General features: G+C 46.5%; 20 protein-coding genes and 1 pseudogene. 19 read left to right on the top strand and 2 right to left on the bottom strand.

Annotated features, from left to right (window positions below; translation table 11 throughout):
• Nucleotides 1–18 precede the first annotated feature (18 nt).
• The 5 genes from EL268_RS15120 to EL268_RS15100 all read left to right on the top strand — a co-directional run bounded on the left by EL268_RS15120 (nucleotide 19) and on the right by EL268_RS15100 (nucleotide 6,308).
• Complete coding sequence (locus tag EL268_RS15120) at nucleotides 19–1,650, top strand: peptide ABC transporter substrate-binding protein (RefSeq protein ID WP_106655275.1); 1,632 nt, start codon at nucleotides 19–21, stop codon at nucleotides 1,648–1,650.
• A gap of 278 nt (nucleotides 1,651–1,928) precedes the next feature.
• A complete protein-coding gene (locus EL268_RS15115; protein WP_106655276.1) occupies nucleotides 1,929–3,191 on the top strand; it encodes an aminopeptidase P family protein in 1,263 nt (420 codons plus the stop codon).
• Nucleotides 3,192–3,337: 146 nt separating this feature from the next.
• The gene (locus EL268_RS33730) at nucleotides 3,338–3,640 is read left to right on the top strand and encodes an aspartyl-phosphate phosphatase Spo0E family protein (RefSeq protein ID WP_307724105.1); all 303 of its coding nucleotides are present in this window, start codon (nucleotides 3,338–3,340) and stop codon (nucleotides 3,638–3,640) included.
• Nucleotides 3,641–3,838: 198 nt separating this feature from the next.
• Nucleotides 3,839–5,329 carry an aminotransferase-like domain-containing protein gene (locus EL268_RS15105; RefSeq protein ID WP_106655278.1) on the top strand — a complete coding sequence of 497 codons (1,491 nt, stop codon included), beginning with the start codon at nucleotides 3,839–3,841 and terminating at the stop codon, nucleotides 5,327–5,329.
• Between the two features lie 46 nt (nucleotides 5,330–5,375).
• A complete protein-coding gene (locus EL268_RS15100; RefSeq protein WP_106655279.1) occupies nucleotides 5,376–6,308 on the top strand; it encodes a D-alanine--D-alanine ligase in 933 nt (310 codons plus the stop codon).
• Nucleotides 6,309–6,368: 60 nt separating this feature from the next.
• Here EL268_RS15100 and EL268_RS15095 read toward each other — a convergent pair whose 3' ends face one another.
• Nucleotides 6,369–6,926, bottom strand: a complete 558-nt coding sequence (locus EL268_RS15095; RefSeq protein ID WP_106655280.1) for a helix-turn-helix domain-containing protein — start codon at nucleotides 6,924–6,926, stop codon at nucleotides 6,369–6,371.
• A 329-nt stretch (nucleotides 6,927–7,255) separates the two neighbouring features.
• On the opposite strand from EL268_RS15095, the gene EL268_RS15090 reads away from it, so the two are divergent.
• From EL268_RS15090 to EL268_RS15070, 5 genes and pseudogenes are all read left to right on the top strand, one after another.
• Nucleotides 7,256–7,495, top strand: coding sequence for a pyridoxal-phosphate dependent enzyme (locus EL268_RS15090; RefSeq protein WP_232030465.1), 240 nt, complete (start codon nucleotides 7,256–7,258; stop codon nucleotides 7,493–7,495).
• 198 nt (nucleotides 7,496–7,693) lie between these two features.
• Nucleotides 7,694–8,716: a MerR family transcriptional regulator gene (locus EL268_RS15085; RefSeq protein WP_106655281.1), complete on the top strand. Its 1,023-nt coding sequence runs from the start codon at nucleotides 7,694–7,696 to the stop codon at nucleotides 8,714–8,716.
• Nucleotides 8,717–8,813: 97 nt separating this feature from the next.
• Nucleotides 8,814–10,425 (top strand): annotated as a pseudogene (locus EL268_RS33855) (ABC transporter substrate-binding protein).
• A gap of 27 nt (nucleotides 10,426–10,452) precedes the next feature.
• On the top strand, nucleotides 10,453–11,901 hold the full coding sequence (locus tag EL268_RS15075) for a serine hydrolase domain-containing protein (protein WP_106655282.1): 1,449 nt from the start codon (nucleotides 10,453–10,455) through the stop codon (nucleotides 11,899–11,901).
• Nucleotides 11,898–12,983, top strand: a complete 1,086-nt coding sequence (locus tag EL268_RS15070; protein ID WP_106655283.1) for a serine hydrolase domain-containing protein — start codon at nucleotides 11,898–11,900, stop codon at nucleotides 12,981–12,983. Before EL268_RS15075 ends, EL268_RS15070 begins: the two co-directional genes overlap by 4 nt.
• Nucleotides 12,984–13,029: 46 nt before the next feature.
• Here EL268_RS15070 and EL268_RS15065 read toward each other — a convergent pair whose 3' ends face one another.
• A complete protein-coding gene (locus tag EL268_RS15065) occupies nucleotides 13,030–15,087 on the bottom strand; it encodes a LuxR C-terminal-related transcriptional regulator (RefSeq protein ID WP_106655284.1) in 2,058 nt (685 codons plus the stop codon).
• A 187-nt stretch (nucleotides 15,088–15,274) separates the two neighbouring features.
• Between EL268_RS15065 and EL268_RS15060 the strand changes: the two genes are divergently transcribed.
• From EL268_RS15060 to EL268_RS15020, 9 genes are all read left to right on the top strand, one after another.
• Nucleotides 15,275–15,700, top strand: coding sequence for a VOC family protein (locus EL268_RS15060; protein ID WP_106655285.1), 426 nt, complete (start codon nucleotides 15,275–15,277; stop codon nucleotides 15,698–15,700).
• A gap of 69 nt (nucleotides 15,701–15,769) precedes the next feature.
• Complete coding sequence (locus EL268_RS32820; protein ID WP_106655286.1) at nucleotides 15,770–18,433, top strand: IPT/TIG domain-containing protein; 2,664 nt, start codon at nucleotides 15,770–15,772, stop codon at nucleotides 18,431–18,433.
• Nucleotides 18,434–18,721: 288 nt separating this feature from the next.
• On the top strand, nucleotides 18,722–21,673 hold the full coding sequence (fdhF, locus tag EL268_RS15050) for a formate dehydrogenase subunit alpha (protein ID WP_106655287.1): 2,952 nt from the start codon (nucleotides 18,722–18,724) through the stop codon (nucleotides 21,671–21,673).
• Nucleotides 21,673–22,152 carry a helical membrane plugin domain-containing protein gene (locus EL268_RS15045; RefSeq protein WP_106655288.1) on the top strand — a complete coding sequence of 160 codons (480 nt, stop codon included), beginning with the start codon at nucleotides 21,673–21,675 and terminating at the stop codon, nucleotides 22,150–22,152. The genes fdhF and EL268_RS15045 overlap by 1 nt, the downstream gene beginning before the upstream one ends.
• Complete coding sequence (locus EL268_RS15040; RefSeq protein ID WP_106655289.1) at nucleotides 22,149–22,562, top strand: phosphate-starvation-inducible PsiE family protein; 414 nt, start codon at nucleotides 22,149–22,151, stop codon at nucleotides 22,560–22,562. The genes EL268_RS15045 and EL268_RS15040 overlap by 4 nt, the downstream gene beginning before the upstream one ends.
• Nucleotides 22,559–22,909, top strand: coding sequence for a Na-translocating system protein MpsC family protein (locus EL268_RS15035; RefSeq protein WP_106655290.1), 351 nt, complete (start codon nucleotides 22,559–22,561; stop codon nucleotides 22,907–22,909). Before EL268_RS15040 ends, EL268_RS15035 begins: the two co-directional genes overlap by 4 nt.
• 32 nt (nucleotides 22,910–22,941) lie before the next feature.
• Entirely contained in the window at nucleotides 22,942–23,763 is an 822-nt protein-coding gene (gene fdhD, locus EL268_RS15030; protein ID WP_174769406.1) for a formate dehydrogenase accessory sulfurtransferase FdhD, read from the top strand.
• The gene (gene moaA, locus EL268_RS15025; RefSeq protein ID WP_106655292.1) at nucleotides 23,750–24,757 is read left to right on the top strand and encodes a GTP 3',8-cyclase MoaA; all 1,008 of its coding nucleotides are present in this window, start codon (nucleotides 23,750–23,752) and stop codon (nucleotides 24,755–24,757) included. Before fdhD ends, moaA begins: the two co-directional genes overlap by 14 nt.
• A 10-nt stretch (nucleotides 24,758–24,767) precedes the next feature.
• Nucleotides 24,768–26,030, top strand: a complete 1,263-nt coding sequence (locus tag EL268_RS15020) for a molybdopterin molybdotransferase MoeA (RefSeq protein WP_164724574.1) — start codon at nucleotides 24,768–24,770, stop codon at nucleotides 26,028–26,030.
• Nucleotides 26,031–26,037 lie beyond the last annotated feature (7 nt).

Here is a 26,037-nt window from a genome sequence, read left to right as displayed (position 1 = left end):
AACAAGGAGGAAATCATCATGAAAAAGGGATTGCTCGCTTTTGCCGCATTGCTGGCGCTCGCTATACCTGCGCTTTCTGCGTGCGGCAGCGATAAACCGGCAGCGTCTTCCGATCAACAGACGGGAGCAGCTGTCAAACAAGTTATTACCGCTAATCTGCGGGGCGAACCGTACACATTAGACCCGGCGTTTGCTTCCGATACCACCTCATATTGGGTGATTGACCATCTGTACGAAGGATTGTACCGATACAGCCAAAATGGGGACATCAGCGAAGGCGCAGCCGAAAAGGTGGAAGTCTCCCCTGACGGCAAAACCTACACGTTTACTCTGCGTCCCGATATGAAATGGTCGAACGGTGATGCGTTGACGGCGCATGACTACGAATACTCCTGGAAGCGCGTGCTGAATCCGCAGACTGCCGCCTATGAACCATCTGCGCTCTACTACATACAAGGCGCGGAGGCATACAACACGGGCAAAGGCAGCGTAGATGAGGTTCAGATCAAGGCAAAGGATGACCGCACACTCATCGTCGGACTGAAAGACCCCATCACCTATTTTCCGAAAATCATGATGAGTCGCGCCTATCTGCCGGTGAACAAGAAAGTCGTGGATGCGGATAAAAACTGGGCGGCCGAAGCGAAAGGCATCGTGACCAATGGCCCGTACACCGTGGAGAGCTGGGACCACAACAGTCAGCTGACAATCGCCAAAAGCCAGAGCTACTGGGAGAAAGAACAGGTAACGATGGACACCGTCCACTTCAAGATGGTAAACGAAGCGACCACCTACTACCAAATGTTCAAAACGGGAGCCCTCGACCTGATTGACTCCCTGCCGATCGATGTGATTGAGCAGGAAAAAGAAAAAGAAGAGTATAAATCATTCCCGGACTACAGCATTTATACGTACACGTTCAACGTAGAGGAAAAGCCGTTTACTAATGCGAAAATTCGTCAGGCCTTTTCGTACGCGATCGACAGGGACATCCTGACGAAAAACGTGACCAAGGGGGGCCAGCTTCCGGCGTACGGTTATACGCCATTCGGTGTGAAAACTCCTTCGGGCAAAGACTTCCGAGAAGAAGTGGCGCCTTACTATCAGTTTGATCCAGCTAAGGCGAAACAACTTCTGGCGGAAGGCTTGAAGGAAGAAGGCTGGACAGAGCTTCCGCCGATTACATTGAAATACAGCACCGCAGAAAACCACAAGAAGATCGCCGAAGCGCTGCAAGAAATGTTCAAGCAAAATCTGGGCGTGCAAGTGAAGCTGGAAAATCAGGAGTGGAAAACGTACATCGATACGTTCAAGCAGAAAAACTTCCAGATTGCCCGCATGGGTTGGGGCGGCGATTACCTCGATCCGCTTGCGATGCTGGAGCTGTACACAGGTAAAAGCTCGCGTAACTTCACCAACTGGGCCAATCCAAAGTTTGACGAACTGATCGAAAAAGCAAAGGTCGAGCAAAACGAGGAAGCACGCATGAAGCTTCTGCACGACGCCGAAACCATTTTGATGCAGGACATGCCCGTCATCCCGGTTTATTTCAATAACGAAAACTACCTCAACAGCAAAAAAATCGAAGGCATCCGCTTTAGTGTAACCGGGACACCGGACCTGCGCTGGGCGAAAAGAGTGGCAGAGTAACTTTTAATATAATACGGTCGTAATCTACTAAAACAAGAGCAGTTTAGCTAAAGCAACTGCTCTTTGTTTTATGGACTCAATAAAAGGTTTATTGCGAAAAATCGTTTCCCAAATGATCAAAGTATCCTAAAATATAGAAAAAGGAGGATTCATGACGATTTATCAAAGTAAAATCGGTGGATAATTGTCAGATTATACTGAACTTACAGGAGGCAAGAGCGCCTTTCACATGCTGGATCAAGCCAAGAAGAAACTCACGAACGAAGAGGTGGAATCAAATGACAATAACTTTGGATTCAAAAGTGTTCATCAATCGCCGTCAAAGACTCGCGGAAAAAATGCCTGATCACAGCGCACTTGTCCTATTTTCAGGGGCTGTAAAGACACGCAGCAATGACGATAAATTTCTGTTTTCACCGAACCGCAACTTCTATTATTTAACCGGCATTGCGCGCAGCAACCTCATTCTTATGATCACGAAACGCGCTGGCATCGTGACCGAAACGTTATTTCTTCAGCGCCCAAATGAACTGGAAGCGAAATGGACAGGGGCCGTCTTATCGGATCAAGAGGCGAAAGAGCAATCTGGTATCGAACACTGCGACTATCTCGATGAGTGGCTGGAGTCATTTGGAACCTTTATGAGGCGCTGCGAAGGCAAGTGCTCGCTTTATCTTGACTTGTATCGCTATCTGTGGAGCGATGAGCTGACGCCCGCAGAGAATTTTGCTGAAGACGCGCAAAAAAAATACCGGACCCTGCAGATTCACGATGCGGGCCCATGGCTGAAAGAACTGCGTATGGTAAAGAGTCCGGCAGAAATTGAAGAAATCAGACGTGCGATTGCGATCACGGATGAAGCAATCCGGCGTATGTGGTCGCATGCACGTCCTGGAATGATGGAATATGAGCTAGAAGCGCACTATGATTTCACGTTGAAGTCCCATGGTGTTCGCGAGCTTCCTTATTTACCCATTATTGCTAGCGGAATCAATGCTACTATTTTGCACTATGAAGCGAATAATCAGCGTACGGAAGATGGTGACCTGCTCCTTCTCGACCTCGGTGCAGCATCGAATTACTATGCGGCTGACATTTCGCGAACGTTTCCCGTGAATGGTCGCTTTACAGAACGTCAGAAAGCGATCTATCAACTCGTGCTCGAAGCAGAAATCAAGACGATCGAAGCAGTGAAGCCTGGTGTCACACTTCCACAACTCAATGATGTCACGAAACAAGTCTTGACAGATGGCCTCCTACGTCTCGGTCTCATCCAAGACAGCAATGAGCTGTCCAAATACTACTATCATTCCGTGTCTCATCACCTTGGACTGGATACGCACGATTTTTCGGATTACAGTGTTACCATGCAACCAGGTATGGTGATCACGATTGAACCTGGTCTGTACATAGAGGAAGAAGCGATTGGCATTCGGATTGAAGATAATGTGTTAGTAACAGAAGACGGCTGCGAGGTGCTCTCATCGCAGATCCCGAAGGAAATCGAAGAAGTGGAATTGTTGATCGGGAATAAGAAATAGCGAACGCTTACGAGTGAATGGATTCATCCATTGTAGAAAAAACATCCTTTCGATAGGATGTTTTTTTCTATTCAATTTTTTCTTAGTTGGTGAATTCTTGCATATTCATATATACTTGTTAATGTAATAATTTGTAAAAATAGGAGGTGCTTAACATAAAAGCTCTCGTAAGTTCATTAGAAAGGGAAGTCCCTGTGCACCTAGGAACATCCCCGAAAAGAGAAAGAGTAGGTGCCCCTAAAAACAAGTGCACGATCTGGGGCTCGGGAAAAGAAGCAAGTCGACACCACTTAGATTTAGAAAAAAGCATCGAGCAACTACGACAGCAAATGATTGAATTGGCAGGAAAACATGGTCTTACAAGTGATGTAGTTTTGGGGGTAAGCCAGCAATTGGACAAATATATTGTGATGGCGCAAAACAACCATAAAACGGATAGCCTCTGGTAAAGGATTCACTAGCGGCCTACTAAAAAATGATTGCAAAAGAGGAACCCTGAGGAAAAATGGGTTCTTTTTTACTTTCATTTTTACCCTGGGTGTATGCTGACTGCTACAGAGGAACCACCGAAGGATGAAAAATCCAGTGCGGTGGTTCTTTTTTTCTCTCGTCTCCCATGCCATCATTATAGACGGGGGCGATGAAGGATGTTCCAGGATTTCAAGCTTGTTAGTGACCGTCCAGTCGCGATACAAGTGAAAGAATACGTCAAACGCTTAATAATCAAAGGCGCGCTTCAGGCGGATCAAAAGCTGCCCTCCACACGAGAGATGAGCAGTTTGCTAAAAGTGAGTCGCAATACAGTCATTGCAGCCTACGAAGGCTTAGAGGATGACGGATTTGCGTATGCGATTCCCGGTAAAGGCAGCTATGTAACCGCTATGGTAGGCCATTTCGTTGCAGATAATGGAGGAGCTGACAACGCCGTCTCCTGGCAGATCGACTGGAAGGCACGAATGAACGAATATGCGGTATCCGCAGCAGAGCTGGACATGATGAAGCAGGGCATTCGCGCCAAAAAAGGAACCATCTCGTTCACAAGCATCGCACCGGATGAGCAATTGTTTGATCTGGGGGATGTAAGGCGAGCCTTTATGGATCGGATGGCAATCGAAGGACAGGTTCTGCTCAACTATGGCTATGCCAAGGGCTACAAGCCACTGATCGATTACTTGATGCGTTATATGGAGAATAAGGGCGTTGATTTGACCGGCAAGGATATGGTGATTACAAGCGGGTTTACAGAAGGTTTTGACATCGTGCTATCGGCACTGCGTCCTTCTGCGCGTCGTGGAGCAGCCATTTGTGAAAATCCGACTCATCATACAGCGATCAAGAATTTGAAGTTGCAAGGATTCGAGATTACCGGCATTCCGATGGAGAGAGATGGTATTGATGTGGAGCAGCTTGAGGCGGTATTGCAGAAGCAGACAAACAGCTTCGACCTGGCCTATTTGACTCCTTCCTATCACAATCCGACAGGAATTGTCATGTCGCCAGCGAAGCGCACTGCCGTTATGAAAGTAATGATGCGCTATCAGATTCCGGTGATTGAGGATGGATTCAATGAGGAACTGCGCTACTCGGGGGCGCATGTTGCGCCATTAATCGCGGCAGCAGGGCAAGGGAACGGAGTCATCTATATTGGTAGCTTCTCCAAGGTACTGTTCCCTGGATTGCGAGTGGGCTGGGTGCTCGGAGACAAGGCACTGATCGACCATCTGGAAAGCATGAAGCGTGCACGTACCATTCATACTTCAACCATTGATCAATCGATCCTCTATCAATATTTGCTGAATGGAAATTTCGATAAATATGTCAAAAAAGCACGTATGGAATATAAGCGCAAATATGAGCTGACGAAGGCATGCTGTGAAGCGCATCTCCCTGAGGCGCAGCTGTCTGGCGATGGGGGCTTGCATTTGTTTCTTACCTTCCCCTCTGGCGTAAATACACGCCAGCTGCTAGAAGCTTGCACAGAGGAGGGTGTCATTTTTACACCGGGGGACAAATTTTTTATTCAAGAAGGAACAGGGACGAATACCTTGCGACTAGGTTTTTCACGAGTAACGGATGAAAATATCGAGCGGGGTATTCAGATAATCGGCAAACAGGCGCGTCGCTTTCTTGAGACATAACGATTACGAACCGTACAACCATTTTGATGAAAAATGAGGTGTCATCATGAAGATAGGCGTAATTATGGGTGGTATTTCTTCTGAACGTGAGGTTTCTCTGCAGACTGGTCAAGAGATGATTAATCATTTGGATCGCAGCCGCTATGAGGCAGTTCCCATTATCGTTACGCAGCGAGCGGATTTAATCACACAGATTCAGCAGGAAGGTATTGATTTCGCGCTGTTGGCGCTGCATGGCCAATATGGCGAGGATGGCACGGTGCAGGGAGCGTTGGAGACCCTCGGTATTCCCTATACAGGAAGCGGTGTCCTGGCAAGCAGCCTATGCATGAATAAGCAACTGTCCAAGATGCTGCTGAAGGAGGCGGGTATTCAAACGCCTGCAGGACTTTATTGGAAGGACGTTTATAATCCTCAGGCGGTGGAGCAATTGGGTTACCCGGTGATTGTGAAGCCGAATATGGGGGGATCCAGCATTGGTGTCCAGCTCGTGCATAGTGAGGGTGAGCTGCTGTCGGCTGTTCAGGAAGCCAGCCATTTGGATCAGGGGATCTTGATTGAGTCCTATTTGAAAGGGACGGAGATTACCTGCGCGATTCTGGATGGCGAGGTACTACCGATTATCGGCATTCGCTCCGCGCATTCAGAGTGGTTCGACTACAGAGCGAAATATGAGGACGGCGGCGCGGAGGAGAAGGTGATCGAGCTTCCTCCCGTTACCCTGCAGTGTGTTCGCGAGGCGGCGCTCGCTAGCTACCGGCTGCTGCAGTGCAAGGTCTATGCGAGGGTCGATATGATTTTGTGCCAGGATATACCTTACGTACTAGAAGTGAACACCTTACCGGGGATGACCGCCAACAGCCTGTTTCCAAAGAGTGCAGCTGCAGCAGGTATGACCTTTACACAGCTGCTGGACCGTATGATTGCGAGCTCGCTCCATGAGCGGAAACAGGAATGGGGGAATACTGCTAACGGATAGCAAATATGCTAGTGATCTATCGGAAGAGAAACCCTACATGTAGTGGGTTTCTCTTTGTTTTCATTGACTTGAGTAGTGAATGACTACGGAACACTTTACGATACGATCACCATTGTTTCGATAAATGTGAGGCCTGTCTGCTTTAAAAATAAGAGTATCCTCCGGTTCCACTACATAAACCTGTTCATTGACAACAACCTCTAGCGTGCCTTCATTTACGAGAATGAATTCCTCAACCCCTGTTGAATGTGGTTCTGCTATATGTTCGCATCCTGGTTCAAGAGTTACGGAGAAGATTTCAAACTGTTGTTCTGGATTATACGGTACAAGTGGATATACACGGTACTGTCCATTATTTTCAATAATTGAATTTACTTCCTTCTTTTTCACGATCGTAACATTCGGCTTGTATTGACTAACGAGTGAAGAAAAGGACAAGCGCAACCCACTCGCTATTTTCCAAAGTGTTGTGATGGTTGGAGCAGACTTGCCTCTTTCAATTTGTCCTAACATCGTTTTGCTAACTCCTGTTATTTCAGCAGTTTTATCCAAGCTCAAGTTTCTTTCTTTCCGAATACGCTTTATGTTCTCTCCAATATTTGTGTGGAACTCTTCCATAAAATGCCCTCCATTGAATTTGGACGTTATATTGCACGTATGTACGTTATAATCTACAATCAGACTATATATAGTTCGATGCAGACACTATCTAGTCCAAAATATACGAAAAGAGGCGCTATGTCTATGGAGAACATGATTTTATCAGGCGTTCTTAAAGCGATTGGTAATACTCCCATGCTTCATCTTTCAAGGCTTACGGAAAATCTCGATGGAAATATTTTCGCCAAACTGGTTCTGGTGGTACCTTTGAACCTTATACCGCTCCCTTCTACTCTAGTAAAGCTGCTACTAATCTCAATCACAAGATCCAAGGTGGCGGATATTCCATGGATTTACCTCTTCTGGATAAGAACTTCGTTACAGACTTCATCCATGTTACCGATGAAGAAGCGATACAAGATGCTAGAGAACTAGCAAGAAAAGAAGGAATATTCGCAGAATTTTCTTCAGGAGCAAATGTTGCGGCTGCCCTACAGCTTTTGAAATGGAAAGAAAAAGGGGCAAATATTGCGTTGACGATTAATGATTCAGGCCTGAAATATTTAAGCACAGATCTCTATGAATAATTTCAACCGTCCGTTTACGTTTACGAAGTCAGGTGTCAACACCCACCTGGCTTTTTTATGTTCACATTACGCTTCTTTTTTTACGGTAAAAGCATGAAAATCAGTTGAGCGAAGGGATGCCCATGTCTCCTTTCATCAGATTGCCCCTTGAATCTCAAGTTACTTGAGGTTTTATAATTGACTAGGAGGTGTTGTAACGTGCACGGAAAGGCGAGGAACAGAATAGACACCACACAAAATCAACAGATTGATCCAACAACAAAGGACGTGAAGTTCTCCATAGGACAAGTGGCGAAAATGACAGGATCTTCTGTACCCACTGTTCGTTATTATGACGAGATCGGTCTGCTTTCACCTGCTGAGATAACTCCTGGAGGGCATCGTATGTATACGGCAGAGGAAATATGGCGGTTAAAGCTGATCTTAACCCTTCGCTATCTAAACTTTGGGATTGATGAGATTCAGAGAATGTTAGCTGGGGATATACCTATTGATATGGCGATAGAATGGCAAATCGAAGCTTTGGACATCCAAATGCGTACGCTTGCCAGCATGAAATCCATTTTGGAACAAACAAAGCAGAGTAAGGGTGGCCATGATTCTCTGAGTTATATGCACGAGCTAATTGAATCAATATCTACAAATGCATTGGAACGGGAAAGGTTTATTTTAGAAAAAATGTTTTCGTCCGTTTTTCCTGAACAATTTCCGGTTGAATGGCGAGAAATTTTTTTACTAGGGATTAACGTATCTTCATTGCTGGAAGGCAAGCTTTCGGCAGCACAAACGGCTGCACTCGATGAGTTGGAGGAAATGTTTAATGATCCACAGATTGTCCGGGAGATGAAGCATGATGTTATGTCCTTCCTGGAAGTAGTTCACCTGCCCAAAATTAGTGTTGAGATGTGGACTGCCAGAATGCTTAAAAACCATAAACAGCTGTTGAAAGCAGCGGAGCAACATGCAACTCCAGACAGTCCTGTCGTACAGGCGAATATTCAAGAGTATGTGCTGCTTTTTGCCGATGTTGACGAACTCCCTGTCTCGCAGTCATTTTTCCGTCGATTTGCTGAAAGGATGCTTTCAAACCAATCAGAAAATCTCGAACGCTTTAGAAGAATTTGTTCAATCCTGTACCCTGGTCTGCAACCGTATATGAAAACAAATGAATTATTCTACCAAGGATTACAGTGGAAGCTTCAACAACTGGATAAAGAGTAAATGTACTCTTTGTTACAGCTTGCGAAGGAGGTGAAATTCTTTGTCATCATCGGAAGTTCTTTCAAAAAGAAAAGGGTAGGAGGTGGCATGCTGACACATGAAGAAAAACAAGCGAAAAACGTACAGTGTCTTTTTGGGGGGCTTTGTCACTCTATTTGTGTTCTTGGTGGTTGGTTGCAGCATGCAAACACCAGTGCCAGTCGAGCAACAGGAGAGTGCCAAACCAAAATCGGGCGGAACCATTACAGTAGCCTACCCGTATGAACCGGATACGTTAGATGCTCACATGTCTGCTGGATCTGCAGGGGTCTATACCTGGTTGCTCGGTGGATCGCTGCTATATAAGGATTCTGCGACAAATGAATACAAGCCTTCCCTGGCAAGTGACTATAAAATTTCTGAGGATGGCAAAACGTGGACCTTCACCATTCGTTCCGGGATTACCTTTCACGATGGGACACCTCTGACTGCAAAAAGCTTTAAGGAAACCTTCGATCGTGTTCTCAATCCACAGACAAAAGCAAAAACAGCCGCTGAAGTAATGGCTCCAATAAAAAGTGTGAAAGCGCCAGACGATCAGACCCTCGTTCTGGAACTACATGACCCCAATTCTGCCTTCCTCGATTCGCTAGGGAATTATATAACACAGCCGTTATCGTTGAAAGCGATTGAACAGGGTGGAGAGGAGTACGGCCGGAGTCCAGTGGGTGTAGGGCCGTGGAAGTTTGAGAGCTGGAAAACGGGCGAAGGTGTCACCTATGTTAGAAATGAAGCTTTTCAGTGGGGAGAGCCATATTATGAAAATCAAGGTCCTCCAAGAGCCGACAAACTTGTCATAAAAGCGATTGCTGACAGCCAACTCAGGTTATCAGCGCTAGAGAGTGGTGCTATCGATGGAAATACCTGTGAAAGACGCCAAATATTATCGAAATAATCCGAAATATCAAGTGATAGATCGTTTACGTCCTGGACTGGGCTTATTGATGGAGATGAATCTGAAGAGACCACCGTTTCAAGATATGCAGGTGCGTAAAGCATTTAACATGCTCGTCAATAAAGAAGCCATTATCCAAGCTGTTACGCAGGGAGAAGGCGAAGTAGCCCATGCGCCGTTATCTCCATCAACGCTAGGGTATGATAAATCCTTTGAGAAGTACGGTTACGAGTATAATGTGAACGAAGCAAAGAAATTGCTGGACGATGCTGGTTGGAAAGTAAACGGAAGTGGTGTGAGAGAAAAGGACGGAAAAACACTGAGTCTGAATTTGCTCAGTACCGCAGATTTTGACATAGAAGCCCAATTGCTCCAAGCCATGCTGGGAGAGGCTGGTATCAACATGATGATTCAGAATCTAGAAATAGCAGGGTACATGCAGGAAGTCGTTAAAGGAAATTTTGATATAACGCTTATATCGGGCTCCTATGATGACCCTGATATTCTTTACTTCTATTTTCATTCCAGCGGTGCCTACAACCTGTCTGGTGTAAAAGATGACAAGCTGGATGCTCTCCTATTGAAAGGGCGTACAACCATACAGACTGATGCCAGAAAGCAAGTGTACATGGAGGTACAAAAGCATCTGATTGAGCAAGCGTATGTTGTCCCTCTCTATTACGATAAGGCCTTTACTGTCATGAATTCTCGTGTAAAAGGAGTAAAGTGGACATCTGTCATGCCGACATATAATGACAGCTGGATCGAGAACTAACGATATGTCAACAAAGGAGAGAAGCATATGCCAAATAACGGATGGATGGATTCTTTTGAACAATATGCTCAAAAATGGATAACAAAAGGTCAGGTACCTGGTGTTTGTATGGGAATAGCAAAAGATGGTCAAATCTTTTACAGTAACGGATTTGGCTTCCGTGATGTGGAACAGCAACTAGGGGTTACGATCGATACGGTCTTTGGGATTGGATCCATAACAAAATCCTTTACCTGTGTGGCGGTCATGCAATTACAAGAAGCTGGTAAGTTATCCGTACATGACCCTGTTGTCAAATACTTGCCGGAATTTCGTCTGAAAAATCTTGATGTGGGGCAAATCACGATTCATCATTTTATGACGAATACGAGCGGAATTCCTCCCTTGCCAACATTTTATGCAAGTGTGATGCGAAGCTTGGAAGAGAATGAGGTAGAAGACCATCCATTTCTGCAAAACCATACAGATGATGCGGTACCAATCGATACGTACGAAGACCTGATGAATGTAATCTCTGCATTAGATTTAGAGCTTTTAGGGCCACCAGGTACAGAGTTCAGTTATTCCAATGATTGTTTTGCCTTGCTGGGAGCGATCATTGAACGCGTCAGCGGGAAGTCGTATGAGGCTTATGTCAAGGAGCATATCATAGATCCAATCGGGATGGAGCACACGAGCTTTTTTCTGGAAGAGCTGAATGGCTATGAGAATATTACAAAGCTGTATATCATGCGAGACAGAGGCGATCACAAGGAAGTGATTCCATCTCCGAATTGGTGGGATACTCCCGCTTCTCGGGCGGCAGGATTTCTAAAATCAACGGTGCGGGATATGTTGCGATATACGGACATATTCTGCAAAGGTGGGCTTACACCAGGGGGAAATCGTATCCTGACATCTGAAAGTGTGCAACAAATGATAACCCCGTACTTTCCGACTGACTTGGTACCTGGTCAATTTTACGGGTACGGATTGGTTATCACTTCTGACTTCTACGGAAAAACGTTAGTTGAACATAGTGGTGGCATTAAAGGGGTTACGTCGCAAATGTGCTTCTTTCCCGAAACAGGACTGGCCGGAGTGGCACTGTCCAATCTGGAAATGTCACCGGTTTTGGCTGTTATGCTGGGTGCGCTAAATAGTCTGGAAAACCGCCCTCCGGAATCCTCTCATCTGGTTAGCAAGATTGATTTCCTAACTGAGGAAGCAATGAATCAATTCGTGGGGGACTATCAATCAAGTGAGTTTGGGACAGTGCCGATCCGATTGGAAAATGGTCAACTGATGCTCTCCTTTTTGGGAGAAACCTACGTAATGAGACCATTTGCTGAAGATCTGTTTGTAGTCCGAGCATTTGGAACAGATCTCTCTGCAAGGTTTATCAGAAGTGGTAATAATGAAATTGTTCGAATGGCTTTTGCGGCGAGACAATTTACTATTCATGATAAAAAAACGAGTGGGGGAAACGAAAAATGACCCAGCGAGCCAACGTAAGTGATACGAGACACCGCCAGCTTGATGAGCTTTTTACCACGATTGCCGAACAAAACAATTGGAGTGGCAACATCTTGATTTTGGAAGAAGGGAAACCCTTTTATCAAAATTCCATAGGAATGGCCAATCTGGAAACGGCCGAGAGATTGTCACCACATTCGGTATTTGAACTCGCATCGGTTTCCAAGGCGTTTACAGCAATGGGCATCATGATCTTGCAAGAGCAGGGGAAGCTCAACTATACAGATAAAGTTGACAGCTTCTTTCCAGATTTTCCTTATGCCGATATTACTGTAGAGAATCTACTTGTACACACATCCGGTTTGCCAGATTACATGGAATTGTTTTCTCAATATTGGGATAAATCAAAAATCGCTACGAATCAAGACATACTCGAACAGCTAATCAAGCATCGACCCAACGTCTTATTTCTACCCAATGAAAAGTATGAGTACAGTAATACTGGCTATGCCTTATTGGCTTCTATCGTAGAACACGTTGCTGATACACCATTTGCTGATTTTTTGCAGCAAAACATTTTTCAACCACTAGATATGCAGCATACGAAAGTGTACAACCGAAGATATTCTCCTGAGTTGACCAAACATTACGCTTACGGATATGTAAAGTCTGCTCAATCTGATGCATTCGTGTTACCGGATGAATCAAGTGAGCACGATTTTGTCATTTATCTGGATGGCATTCAGGGAGACGGTGCGGTCAGTTCAACACTGGATGACTTGCGTAAGTGGGACAGAGCTCTTTACACAGAAAAGCTGGTAAAAAAAGCAACGCTAGAGAGAGCGTTTTCCCCAATACAGCTTACGGACGACAGTCTATCTCATTATGGATATGGCTGGCGGTTGCGTGAAGATCAAGTGACAGGAAAAGTCGTGCATCACGGAGGTAGCTGGCCGGGGTATCGAAGCTGGCTAAGACGATACATTGAAACCGATAAAACGATTATTTATGTCACAAACGTGGATCAGGAACGGGAGTGGACGGAAAAAGTAGTAGAGGCAGTGGAGAATATTTTATTCGAACAACCGTATGTCATGCCGTAGCCATATAAAAAGAGGAGCCGCCATCGACGGTTCCTCTTTTTTCGATCTACACAAGCATTTTTTTCACCAACTGTGTCCGGTTGCTGACATCCATCTTTTCAAAAATCGATTTCAAATGCTTTTTTACCGTGACTTCGCTCAAATACAAGCGAGCAGCGATTTCTGCGTTCGTCAATCCTTCCAGAACAAGGGCGGCTACTTCCTGTTCCCGTGCTGTCAGCATGCTCATGTCCAGTGTTGTGACTATTCCCGGTGATGCTGGAGGAGAAGTAGCTGGAATCGCTTCTTCTTCCAGACGCAAATCCGCATCCAATCCGGATCGCTTAAGCAGCTTTTGCAAATAAGCGGGCAAATGCTCGCCTTGCGTATCACGGAAAAATACGAGGGTGGGTGTTACTCCGTCATAGTTGGTGTGGGTAGCAAATTCGGCTATATCAAATCCCAAACTTTCGTGGGCGGCTTTGAAAAAAGGAAACGGTGCAGGTGAACACAATAAAAATTCTCCGGTGAACATCAAACCGTGCAGCATATGGCCAATGGCTGTATGTTGGGAAACATCCTCGTAATCGTCTTGATGAATGGTGTGAATGAACCAGCCTGCTCGTGTGTGTTCCGGCACGTTAAATCGTTCTAGCTCTTGTTTGGAGAGAGCGGTGAAATACGAACGGGAGCCGGAATGTTCCATCAGGTAAGGAAGGGTTTTTTCGTTGATGGGAACAACTGCGGCAAGTGCTGAGATCGCTCCGTTTTCATTGCGCAGAACGCGAAGCACGTCGTATCCCAGCGAGAATAGACGGTCATGATCAAGCCAATTCAATGGGTACAAGGTTTGCTCCGCTGTCAGGTGAAAATCAAAATGGCGGTTCGTATGCGGATCAAACAGCTTGATCGTTTTAGGGGAGGGATAGTGCCGCTGATTGCGGATATACTCTAGCAGTTCTTCCCGATGACCAGTGTGAATCGATTCGAATGGTTTGGGTAATGGATCGAACCAATTTAAAAAGGCGCGAATGAGTGCATCACCTAAAAAGAAGGTAAGCTCTAAAGCCTCTGGTGTACGGACCGAATGAGCTGACTTGGTGAACTTCTCATAATAGTAGTGAACGGCCCGCTTTTGCAAATCTGCAAAATGAACCGGGGTCCGTGCCCGCATATCCTGGGCAATGGATTCTCTCATCAAGGAATGAATCGTCCAGCCGCTGTCCACTTTCCGTACAAACGAAAATCGGATCAATTGAAAAAACTCAGAGGCTGTGATTTCCCTTTTCAATAAAAACGACAGATTATCCTGATTGAAGTGCCGCAATACGGCGGCTGCTTCCACGAGAGGACGCAAATGCTCGCCGGGAACCTCGCGCAGCCATTGGCTTACGACAAACGGCAACGTATCCATTTCCTCTTGAAAAGCACCGTTTCCTTCTTGATCTTTCGGCTGCAAGGTAAAGGACAGCAAGGAAAGGGTAAGGGGATGCCCTTTGGAGCGTCGCCACATTTCTTGGATGATAGGCGGTTCAAAAATGTGACAGTAATGCGCATACCGTTCAACAGCATCGTAAGGAAGATGGGACAAAGGGACCCTACTGATGAAGTGACGCCAACCGGGGGAAAGAAGCCAAGCTTCAGACAGTGGATGCCGCCCTGCGACTACGATCAGGATATTCGCGCTTAATCGTTTGAAAAAATATTCGCGCAGCCAATGGTCCAGGCCGTCCAAGTTCTCGTAAATGTCGAGAAAGAGGACGAGTCTTTGATCAGCCGCTTTTTCATTCAGCTTCGAAACGCATTCCTCCAACAATTGAGAGGGATGCTGCTCTTCTCCCTTATGATAAACGTGCAACGCCTGCAAAATATGCAGGCAAAAATCAGAGGGCGTGTGCCAAAATTGCTCGCTGTCCAAAGAGAGCGTAGCTGCTTGACGCAGATGAGCTTGCCGCTTAAGTTCGTCGAGCAAATAGCTTTTTCCCACGCCTGCGGTCCCGAAGAGATTCATGATTTTTTTGGAGCGCCGCTCATCCGCAAGCAACTTCAAAAAATGAAGGACTTCCTCGGTTCGTCCTACCAACAGACGACTTTCCAGCTCTTCAAGGCTATCCTGATAATTCATAGCATCACCCGCTCCATCAAAAGGTTTTCCTTTTTCTTCCTACGATTTTACTACGCTTCTTATATACTGGGTACTCATATTTATCGCACGGGTATCCTTTTGGATGCATCCTTTCGAGTAATATCGAGCCCTGTATTCTCGGTGTTAGGATGAAACAGGCGAGTCAATACGAAAGGATGGAGGGAACATGTCAAAACTAAGCCGCTTGGGTCACATTTCCTTATATGCGCATGATGTTCGCAGATTGGCCTCTTTTTATGAAACCGCACTTGATCTGACAGTGGTGAACCCTAGCGACGAAACGGCATGCTTGGCGATTGATCCGCAATCGGGCAGGCACGATTTGCTCATCCTGAACAATCCGCATCATGTGCATCTGGCTTTTTGGGTGGATACGTTGGATCACTTCAAGGAATTGTGGAGGAAACTGACGGAGCACGGTATTTTGGCACATGGTCCGTATGTGGAGAGCGAATTTGCACGTTTTTCTTTTCTTGATCCGGAAGGCAATCATGTGGAGATCATATGGGGGCATCAAGGGGAAACACCTCATCCACAAAGAAGAAAAATCAGCTTTCGGGAGTTAGAGGAATTCGGCGCTAGCCAAGAATGATTGTCCGTGCAATGAAGGCTGGCTCGCACAAACTATTTCAATCATCGTGATAAGGGAGAGGAAAAAAGAATGTCAACTTCTACAAACACTTTCAATGCAGGGGGAAATACGCTCGGGATCACGACCATGGCTGTGAATCCGGCATCCTTCCAAGCAGCACCCCAAATGGTTCAGGATCGAATGACGTATCACAAAGCGGTGCTGGAGTCATTCGGGATTACGTCCCTGTCCAGTTTGGGGGCGCTCAAGATCCGCGGAACGATTGTACCTCAGTCGGGATTGACGAAACCAACCCCCACGCTCGTCAGTGGGAATACCATGATTCAGTCTGCATACCGGATCGACTCAGCCAAATCTACACCAATGTTGCAAATGTTGAGCGGAAAAGCGGAACTGTTGCAAGCAATCCCGTTTCCTAAAAAAATGACGGCTACATTAGCTGTACCGTCTCCTGCTTCGGCCTTGAATATATCTGTGGACACTGCCTATTGGGCCGCGTCGGAAATTTATATCGAGGATGGAACCAATGTCATTTTGAAATATCCGCAGCGCTACTTGATCATCATCGCCGAAAAGTTGACGGTCGGACAGAATGTTACGTTTACATGGGAGCGTCCTTACCGCTATGTTCCAGCCAAACGCCAAAAACCGGCAACACCGCCAGATGCACCAATGTCTTCGACGCTCTCCGGCATTCCGGGGACACCTGGAACAGCTGGATTGCCCGGAGACCGTGGATTCGACGGGGCTGCGGCTCCTGAACTCGAATTATGGGTCCTCGATATGGCGGGACGTCCTCATTTTGACTTGAAAGGGCAAGATGGCACACAAGGTGGACCTGGGCAAGACGGAGGAGATGGTGGCCGGGGAGGAAAAGGCAAGCCAGCCGAATTGGATTGGGCAGGTTTCTGCAAGGCCGGAGCAGGAGCAGGTGGAAACGGAGGACGTGGCGGAGCAGCTGGCTACGGAGGCCCTGGAGGCAATGGGGGAGCTGGCGGTCGGCTGACCTTGTACGCACCACAAACGATCATCCAAAATTATTCGCAAGGCTTTGCGATCACAATTGAAGGAGGCAGCCCGGGGGCAGGTGGAATCCCTGGCAATCCTGGAGCAGGCGGACCAGGTGGAGCTGTGGGCGACAGCAAGAATGCAAAATTCGGTACGGCATGCGGTCCCGGGCCAAGAACGGCAGGTCAACCGGGGGCGCAGGGTTCATACGCTGATGCTGGTCGTGCCGGATATGCGGGAGGCAGATTGTCTGATCCTGTGAGCTTTCGAGCCATCGACGCAGATGAATTCAGACGCAAGCTCTTGGAGCCGTCGATCAGCCATGTATCCCCGCTCTATGCATTCGCAGGTGATACAGTGACACTGGAAGGAAGTCGTTATACCAAAACCGATGTCGTGCTGATCGATGGCGCGGAAACGAAAACCCAGATAGTAAGCGATACCATGCTCCATTTTGTGTTGCCTTTCGTGACAGGAGGCTCCCATATGCTCCAGGTCCGACAATCAGATATGACTCTCTCTACAAAGGCATCCATCTACGTGAATCCAAAAGTCATTTCCGCCCAACAGGAAAATCAAGTGAAAACGCGGGTGAGACCCGGACAAAAAGTCATCGTGAACGGAAGCGGCTTTTCCGAAGGGACACTCGTCTTGGTAAACAACCAAGAAATGCCCGATGTACGGATACTAAGCTCGACACAAATGGAATTTACCTTGATTCGACCAGCGGAAGTGGAAAGCAATCCAGCGGGTGAGCAGGTGACCCTGAAAGTACGGCTTTCCGATGGCACACCTTCTAATGAAATTCCGCTGACCCTAGAAACCTTCCATATGCTCGTGATGGGCGATTCCGTGAGCTGGGGGCAAGGCTTGCAAGAGCATGAGAAGTTTTATTCCATCGTGGGTGCAGCCGTTCAGGCCAGAGAAGGAAATATCAAGCAATATACACAAGTACTCGCTCATTCCGGCGCCATTATTGGAGAGGGTAAAGATGACGTAGTGGCCCCCGTAGACGGCGAAGTACCTAAATCATTCCCAACGATCCTGCAGCAATGTGCGTTCTTCAAAGGCGAGCCTGACTTGGTGGATCTGATTCTTTTGGATGGAGGCATGAACGATGTCGATGTTCGGACAGTTCTGAATCCTTTCCATCCAGCTGACTTGGGGAAATTACATTATGACTATTTCTATGAGAGCATGAAAAAATTGCTGGTCGAGGTGACGAATAAATTCACACAAGCCAAAGTCATCGTTACCGGTTATTATCCACCTGTATCTGAAAAGAGCGATATGACAGCGGTAGAAGCACTGTTGATCGGCGTGGGGGCCATTGTCGGAGGAGTCGGCGGCGGTGCAGCCGGAGGAATTCTCGGGCTGGCTGAGTTGGAAAAGGTATACAAGCGCTGCGCCCAACTCGAAGCGGAATCAAAGCTTTACCTGCGAAAAGCCATCGATGAGAGAAATGCGGAGCTCGGTCAACAGCGTATCTTTTTCGCCGATCCGAATTTTGGTCCGGAGCATGCGGCGCTGACGGATGATCCCTATGTATTCGGCATCAATTTGGACCTGACTCCACAAGACCTGATCGCAGCCGAGCGCCTCGTCTCCTGCACAGAAGCAGGGTGCACGGGTTTGGATTTCGAGATATGCAAGCGTGCCTCCATCGGTCATCCCAATCAAAAGGGAGCCCAGGCGTACGCGAACGCCATTTTGCCTCTTCTGTAAGCAAGCAAAGAATCATAGGACGATTGACACAGATACGCTTCCATAAAAAAAGTTGGATTTCCATGTAGATCCGGTGATATAATGTAGCCGTAATTGATCATTGATGGTTAGTAATGACGAATTGCTCAATCATCCTGATCTCACGCATAGATATGTTGGGACGGATAACGAGTATCATTGGATGCTTAGGAATTAGCCCACCATCAAACAATTTGCGCATGTTCATGTGTTCATGCTCAGGTTGTTTGGTGGTGGGCTTTTATTATTTTCTTGGAGGTTTTAGAGAAGATGAAAAAAATTAGCTTTGAACTAAATGGAGTGAAGCATGAAGCGGAGGAAGGAACCCGTATCCTGGATTATTTGCTGCAACAGGGAATAGAGCATCCTCACATCTGCTATTCACCCATTTTAGGACCTATTCAAACGTGTGATACGTGCATGTGTGAGATTGACGGGAAAATGATGCGAGCGTGCTCGACCCCTATCGAGGAAGGTATGCACATCCTTACATCCTCTGAACGGGCAAAAGGCGCACAGGCAGAAGCAATGGACCGGATCTTGGAAAACCACATGCTGTATTGTACCGTCTGCGACAACAACAACGGAAATTGTCGGGTTCACAATACGGCAGAACTGCTGGAAATTGACCACCAAACACGCCCGTTCCGAGAAAAAAAGGAAGAGGTGGATATGTCCCATCCCTTTTATCGTTATGATCCCGATCAATGCATTCTCTGTGGACGTTGCACGGAGGTTTGTCAGGATTTGCAGGTAAATGAAACGCTCACCATCGATTGGGAACGAGAGATTCCAAGAGTGATCTGGGACGACAATAAATCGATTAATGAATCATCTTGTGTGTCTTGCGGTCAGTGTGTGACAGTCTGTCCGTGCAATGCGCTGATGGAGAAATCCATGCTCGGTGAAGCTGGCTTTCTGTCAGGGATTAAAAAAGACCTGTTGAATCCGATGATCGATCTCATTAAAGAAGTCGAGCCCGGTTACAGCAGCATTTTTGCTATCTCTGAAGTGGAGGCGGCCATGCGGGAAACACGGACCAAGAAAACAAAAACCGTATGTACGTTCTGCGGGGTAGGCTGTTCATTTGAGGTATGGACCAAAGGACGCCACATTCTGAAAGTGGAACCAACGGAAGACTCTCCAGTCAACAGTGTCTCTACTTGTGTGAAAGGGAAGTTCGGTTGGGATTTTGTTAACAGTGATCAACGCTTGACCACACCTTTGATTCGAAAAGGAGACGCATTTGTTCCGGCTACGTGGGATGAGGCACTATCACTGATTGCCGAGCGAATGGGTAACATCAAGCAAAACTACGGAGGCAACGCGCTTGGATTTGTAAGCTCATCCAAAACAACCAACGAAGATGCCTATCTCATGCAAAAACTGGCGCGGCAGGTATTTGAATCTAACAATATCGACAACTGCTCCAGGTACTGCCAGTCACCTGCCACTGACGGATTACTGGCAACGGTAGGACACGGTGGGGACTCCGGTACAATTCAAGATATTGCAAGTGCCGGACTGGTCATCATCGTCGGGGCGAATCCAACAGAGGGCCATCCCGTTTTGGCAACCCGCGTGAAACGGGCAAAGAAATTATACGGTCAAAAACTGATTGTCTCTGATCTGCGCAAGCATGAAATGGCCGAACGTTCCGATCTTTTCTTGCATCCAAAACAAGGGACCGATTTTGTCTGGCTGACGGCAGTCGCAAAGTACATCATCGATCAAGGCTGGCATGACGAACCCTTTCTCCAAAATCGGGTAAACGATTTTGACGATTATCGGAAAATGCTCGAAAAATACACGCTGGATTATGCTGTGGAAGTAACCGGGCTGACAAAAGAACAGTTGATTCAAACAGCCAGAATGATTCGCGAAGCAGATGGTACTTGCATTTTGTGGGGAATGGGTGTGACTCAGAATATCGCCGGTTCGCATACGTCAGCCGCTATCTCTAATCTCTTGCTGGTAACAGGAAACTACGGCCGACCGGGAGCAGGAGCCTATCCATTGCGTGGGCACAACAACGTACAGGGAGCTTGCGACATGGGGACACTCCCTACGTGGCTTCCAGGGTATCAGCCTATTACGGACGATCAGGCGAGAGCCAAATTTGAAAAGGCGTATGGCGTAACGATCTCGAACAAACCAGGCCTAACGAATATCGAAATGCTGGAAGCGGTGGAGAAAGGTGAGCTGAAAGCGATGTACCTGATGGGTGAAGACATGGCTTGGGTCGATTCCAACGCCAACCACGTGCATGATACCCTCAGCAAGCTTGAATTCTTTGTCGTACAGGACGTATTCCTGACCAAAACGGCTCAATTTGCCGATGTCGTTTTACCTGCGTCTCCATCCCTGGAAAAAGAGGGTACCTTTGTGAATACGGAAAGACGTATCCAGCGGTTGTATCAAGTAATGGAACCACTGGGAGATTCAAAACCGGACTGGTCGATCATCCAACTGATTGCACAACGTATGGGTGCAAACTGGAATTACCAACACCCTCGTGAAATCATGGACGAAATTGCGAGTCTGGCACCGATTTATGCTGGAGTTTCGTACGATCGTATAGAAGGATGGAACAGCTTGCTTTGGCCAGTGCAACAGGATGGTACCGACGAGCCGCTTCTATACAAAGAACAATTCAACTTCCCTGACGGAAAAGCAAGACTTTCGCTCGTTGAATATGTTCCGCCTATCGAGTATTCATCGGAATTTGATCTTACCTTAAACAACGGACGACTACTGGAACATTTCCATGAAGGAAACATGACGAATAAATCAAAAGGCATCCAATATAAACTACCGGAAGTATTTGTAGAAGTTTCGCCTGAGCTTGCCAGCGAGCGGGGGCTAAAAGACGGTTCATTGGTTCGTCTCGTCTCTCCATACGGTGCCATTAAGCTTCGTGTTCTCGTGACAGATCGAGTAAGCGGTAAAGAGCTGTATGTACCCATGCACTCCATTAGCCATGAAAATGCCATTAACCTTTTGACCGGCAGCGTTGGGGACGTTCGAACGCAAACCCCTGCCTACAAGCAAACAAAGGTACGTATGGAGTTTCTCAAAGAAAAAGGAATGATCCCACTGCCCATGTACAATCCCCGCTACGCGAAGCGAAACCCTCAGATGGGTGTCCAAGTAGAGCGCAAATGGGCCAGAGACGATTATGAACCGATTGCAGATGTAAACATTGTGGGAGGTAAAAAATAATGGCAAGACCGATTTCAAAAGTGCTAGAACCTGTTCTTACCGAAAAAGAAAAACAAGATCAAACGGTAGAAAGTGTCATACATGCGCTCGCCAAAAATCCGGAAGGGATCCAGGCTACGATCAAGCTGCTCCAGGAACTCCATGAAAGTGGAATTCTTGGAGCGCTTAACGCGGCCGTTGAAGCGAAAGAAGATATTGCCAAAATTGTCGTAGGACAAATGGTGCGTCCTCCTGTCACCAATATGATCAACAATGCGATGGCTGCCGCAGGTGGGCTTGCAGAGCTAGATCCTGAAATGACAAAAAAGCTGATGGGCGGTGTTACAAAGGGGCTACAAAGGGCAGATGACGCTCTTCGCTCTGGAAAAAAGGTAGGTGTCATCGATTTGATGAAAGCTCTGCGTGATCCAGACATCAACCGGGCGATGGGTTTTGGCATAAACCTGCTGAAAGGATTAGGAGAGGGCCTAAAGGAATGATGAAGGAGACATCGATCGTGCACTTCTATCAACGGATGTTAAATATTTCACTCATCATTCTGGGGCTGGTCTTGAGCTTTTATCTTGTACGTGAACTGTATTTCATTGTGACCGCTGCAATTCTTGGCAATACTAACGTTCATGATATTTTGGAGGAAGTCTTAGCCTTTTTTCTGTACTTTGTTTTTGTTTCTATGATCGTCAAATATTTCAAGGAAGCGTATCACTTTCCGCTGCGTTACCTCATCTATATCGGCATTACCGGCACGATACGTTTTGTTATCGTCAATCGTGATGACGCTTTGAATAATCTGATTCTATCGCTAGTTATTCTTATTCTGGTCATTTGTTACCTATTGTTGGCTCCTCGCAAGAACAAGTGGGGGGAATGGAAGGAGAACATCGAATGACGAAAAACCTGGAACATCAATTCAGCATGCTAGTTCGTGAGATACGAAAAGAATACGTCGGTAACGGTCCAAAAGAAATCGTTACACGTTTTTGTGGTCCATGGGTGATCTGTGAGATGAAAGGAAACCTGACAAATGTAGAAAAATTTATGATTTTGTCTGAAGAAGGCAAACGAATGGTACACGATGCGCGCACGAAGCTCGTGAAGAACATTTACAACGACCCTGCGGTAGTAGCAAAACTCGAGGATATCATCCACGCAAAGGTTTTGCGGATTTTTTCAGATATCAGTATTGAAGAGGATATTGCCATGACCGTCTATGTTTTAGATAGACCGATTTCTTGATCAGTGTAGGAGAGAAGGGGGAAACGTTCGTGATTCAACCTGTGTGCGTTTTATCACATGTCCTGCATTATAAAAATGGTACTTTAAAAGAAGTGGAAGATTCCATCGTGACAGAGTCACCCATTACGATCATGTTGAATCAGGAAGAGTTTGCGACTTTAGTTTGCAGTCCGGAATACATCGAAGAACTCGTCATTGGTTTTCTGGCGTCTGAAGGAGTGATAAACGCATATTCTGACATAGCAGATCTCTTCATAGACGAAACAACGGGACACGCCTATGTGGAAGCAAAAAAAGTGAACAAATACAACCAGATGTTTCACTCGAAAAGATACGTTACTTCCTGTTGTGGGAAAAGTCGGCAAAGTTTTTACTTTTATAATGATGCGCGAACAGTGAAAAAGGTTGAAGCCAAAGGAGTCTTGCTCTCAAGTACTGATTGTTTTCGATTCATGCAAGAGATGCAACGCTCTGCAAAACTCTTTCAAAAAACGGGTGGCGTTCATAATGCTGCCTTGTGCGATAAAAACGGAATTGTTCTCTCCAGAATGGATATAGGACGACATAATGCACTCGATAAACTATACGGATATTGTTTGATGCATTCCGTATCTATTGAAGATAAAATCATGGTCTTTAGTGGCCGCATTTCTTCCGAGGTATTGTTGAAAGTAGCCAAGATAGGATGTAGCGTTGTTTTATCAAAATCAGCTCCTACTGAATTGGCTCTTCGTCTGGCACAGGAGCTTGGTATTACCACGGTTGGTTTTATTCGAAATCAGACGTTTAACGTGTACACCTGGCCCGAACGAATTGCAGAGGTAGAAAGGGGGAAGTCCAGTGATTCCAAGTGAATTGGTGGACGCTTTTGGTCGTGTCCATGACTATCTACGCATTTCGGTAACGGATCGTTGCAACTTGCGATGTGTTTACTGCATGCCTGCTGATGGAATGGAATTTGAACCTGATGAAAATATCCTGTCCTTGCAAGAAATAACCGAGGTTGTGAGGGTTTTGGCCGAAATAGGGGTCAAAAAAGTAAGGCTGACAGGTGGAGAACCATTGGTTCGCAAAGGCATTGAAAATTTGGTATTCGCGATAGCGGAAATTCCAGGAATCGAAGATATCGCTATAACTACTAATGGTATTTTCTTGGCGAAAAAGGCCGAAAAATTAAAAGCAGCTGGCTTGAACCGTGTGAATATCAGTCTGGATACATTGAAAGCGGATCGTTTTTCGTTGATTACCCGCGGTGGTGATGTCCATCGAGTTCTGGATAGTATAGCTGCATGCCAACAAGTAGGGATCGATCCAATTAAGTTGAACGTCGTTCTTATGAAGGGGATCAACGATGACGAAATAGAAGATTTTCTTCAGTTAACGATCGATCGTCATTTACAAGTGCGATTTATTGAGTACATGCCCATCGGCCACAACGACATGAAGTGGAAGCAATCCTATCTGCCGTTGTCCGCCGTATTGGATCGTTGTCATCAATTGGGCTGGAAAGTGACGGAGAGTCATGATGTGCGAGGCAACGGACCCGCACAAACTTTTCGGATAGAAGGGGCCAAGGGGAGTTTTGGGCTTATTCATCCCGTGAGCGATCATTTCTGTGAAACGTGTAACCGGCTTCGTTTGACCGCGGATGGAAACATAAAGCCATGCTTATACTGGTCGGATGAGTTTAACGTTCGTAAGTGCATTGGAAATGATGAAGCGGTACGCGATCTCTTTTTCCGAGCATTGCGTATCAAGCCACTGAATCACGAAATGGCCAAAGCTTTAGTCGATGAGAGTCAGACGCATGTACCAACCGTTAGGCGTATGTCTCAAATTGGAGGGTAGTGTAGTGGACATGGACAGAGTGGAAAGCGTGAATCGATTTCATCGGAATGCGGTTCAAGTCGTGGAAGCGCAGCGCAGAATGGAGCAACATCTGAATCATCTTGGTGTAGAAGAAGTCTCATTGGAAAATGCCTACAGTCGTACGGTGGCGGAGGATATCATTGCGCCAGACAACATGCCTCATTTCCGGCGTTCCGGGATGGATGGTTTTGCGATCATGTCCAGTTCAACTCGCGGGGCATCACCTGAATCTCCTGTTCTTTTGGAAGTGATCGACAATATTCCTTGTGGGACCCTTCCTACAAAAGAATTATCGCAAAGAACGGCCTCCCGAATCATGACGGGAGCGATGGTACCTGAAAATGCAGACGCAGTCATCATGCTGGAAATGACAGACGACTTTGAGGAGCAGGGCAAAACATACATTTCGATAAAAAAAGAGGTCCACCCTGGGCAGAATCTGACTCCGATTGGCCACGAAATGACAAAAGGCGAGTGTGTCCTGCAAAAAGGGACAGAAATCCGTGCTGGTGAGACTGCGTTGTTGGCTACATTCGGTTTCTCTCGCGTCAAAGTTTATAAGCGCCCAATCATCGCGATCTTTGCAACAGGCTCAGAGCTTTTACCTGTAGATGCTCCGCTTTGCTCAGGTAAAATTCGAAACAGTAACTCTTACATGCTGGCGGCACTTATTCGGGAGTCAGGAGGGATTCCGTTACTGATGGGATCCATCCCAGACGAAGCGGATCAGGCACAAAATCTTATTCTGGAAGCATTTTCCGTTGCGGATTTCGTGATCACATCAGGTGGAGTATCGGTAGGCGACTACGACATTCTCGTAGATATTTTAGAAAAATGGGAAGGGAAGGTCCTGTTTAACAAAGTAGCGATGCGACCGGGAAGCCCTACGTCTGCAGGGGTTTGGAATGATCAATTCTTGTTTGCCTTGTCAGGCAATCCGGGAGCGTGCTTTGTTGGTTTTGAGCTCTTCGTTCGTCCCGTGATCTTGGGTATGCAGGGTATTCAAAATCGTTACTTGCAGGACTTTACTGCTTTTCTAGGCGAAGATTTTACAAAGGTAAATGCGTATCCTCGGTATGTTCGCGGAAAGTCGTATGTAATCGATGGCAAGGTATTCGTAAAGCCTGTCGGGATTGACCAATCAAGTGTTACGGTATCCATTAAAGATTCCGATTGCTTGATCAAGATTCCACCTGGAGGAAAGGGAGTGCTTCAAGGTGAACTTGTCTCGGCATTGATGCTTAGAGGATAATTCTAAC

The sequence above is a fragment of the Brevibacillus brevis genome, assembly GCF_900637055.1.
Taxonomy (GTDB): Bacteria; Bacillota; Bacilli; order Brevibacillales; family Brevibacillaceae; genus Brevibacillus; species Brevibacillus brevis.
Note: the sequence above shows the minus strand (reverse complement) of the source record. Positions and strands in the feature narration are given on the sequence as shown.

Excerpts from the sequence above, each read along its gene's own strand:
- EL268_RS15120 (WP_106655275.1), top strand. The coding sequence starts at position 19 with ATGAAAAAGGGATTGCTCGCTTTTGCCGCATTGCTGGCGCTCGCTATA.
- EL268_RS15115 (WP_106655276.1), top strand. The coding sequence starts at position 1,929 with ATGACAATAACTTTGGATTCAAAAGTGTTCATCAATCGCCGTCAAAGA.
- EL268_RS15105 (WP_106655278.1), top strand. The coding sequence starts at position 3,839 with ATGTTCCAGGATTTCAAGCTTGTTAGTGACCGTCCAGTCGCGATACAA.
- EL268_RS15100 (WP_106655279.1), top strand. The coding sequence starts at position 5,376 with ATGAAGATAGGCGTAATTATGGGTGGTATTTCTTCTGAACGTGAGGTT.
- EL268_RS15095 (WP_106655280.1), bottom strand. The coding sequence starts at position 6,926 with ATGGAAGAGTTCCACACAAATATTGGAGAGAACATAAAGCGTATTCGG.
- EL268_RS15090 (WP_232030465.1), top strand. The coding sequence starts at position 7,256 with ATGGATTTACCTCTTCTGGATAAGAACTTCGTTACAGACTTCATCCAT.
- EL268_RS15075 (WP_106655282.1), top strand. The coding sequence starts at position 10,453 with ATGCCAAATAACGGATGGATGGATTCTTTTGAACAATATGCTCAAAAA.
- EL268_RS15070 (WP_106655283.1), top strand. The coding sequence starts at position 11,898 with ATGACCCAGCGAGCCAACGTAAGTGATACGAGACACCGCCAGCTTGAT.
- EL268_RS15065 (WP_106655284.1), bottom strand. The coding sequence starts at position 15,087 with ATGAATTATCAGGATAGCCTTGAAGAGCTGGAAAGTCGTCTGTTGGTA.
- EL268_RS15060 (WP_106655285.1), top strand. The coding sequence starts at position 15,275 with ATGTCAAAACTAAGCCGCTTGGGTCACATTTCCTTATATGCGCATGAT.
- EL268_RS32820 (WP_106655286.1), top strand. The coding sequence starts at position 15,770 with ATGTCAACTTCTACAAACACTTTCAATGCAGGGGGAAATACGCTCGGG.
- fdhF (WP_106655287.1), top strand. The coding sequence starts at position 18,722 with ATGAAAAAAATTAGCTTTGAACTAAATGGAGTGAAGCATGAAGCGGAG.
- EL268_RS15045 (WP_106655288.1), top strand. The coding sequence starts at position 21,673 with ATGGCAAGACCGATTTCAAAAGTGCTAGAACCTGTTCTTACCGAAAAA.
- EL268_RS15040 (WP_106655289.1), top strand. The coding sequence starts at position 22,149 with ATGATGAAGGAGACATCGATCGTGCACTTCTATCAACGGATGTTAAAT.
- EL268_RS15035 (WP_106655290.1), top strand. The coding sequence starts at position 22,559 with ATGACGAAAAACCTGGAACATCAATTCAGCATGCTAGTTCGTGAGATA.
- EL268_RS15020 (WP_164724574.1), top strand. The coding sequence starts at position 24,768 with ATGGACAGAGTGGAAAGCGTGAATCGATTTCATCGGAATGCGGTTCAA.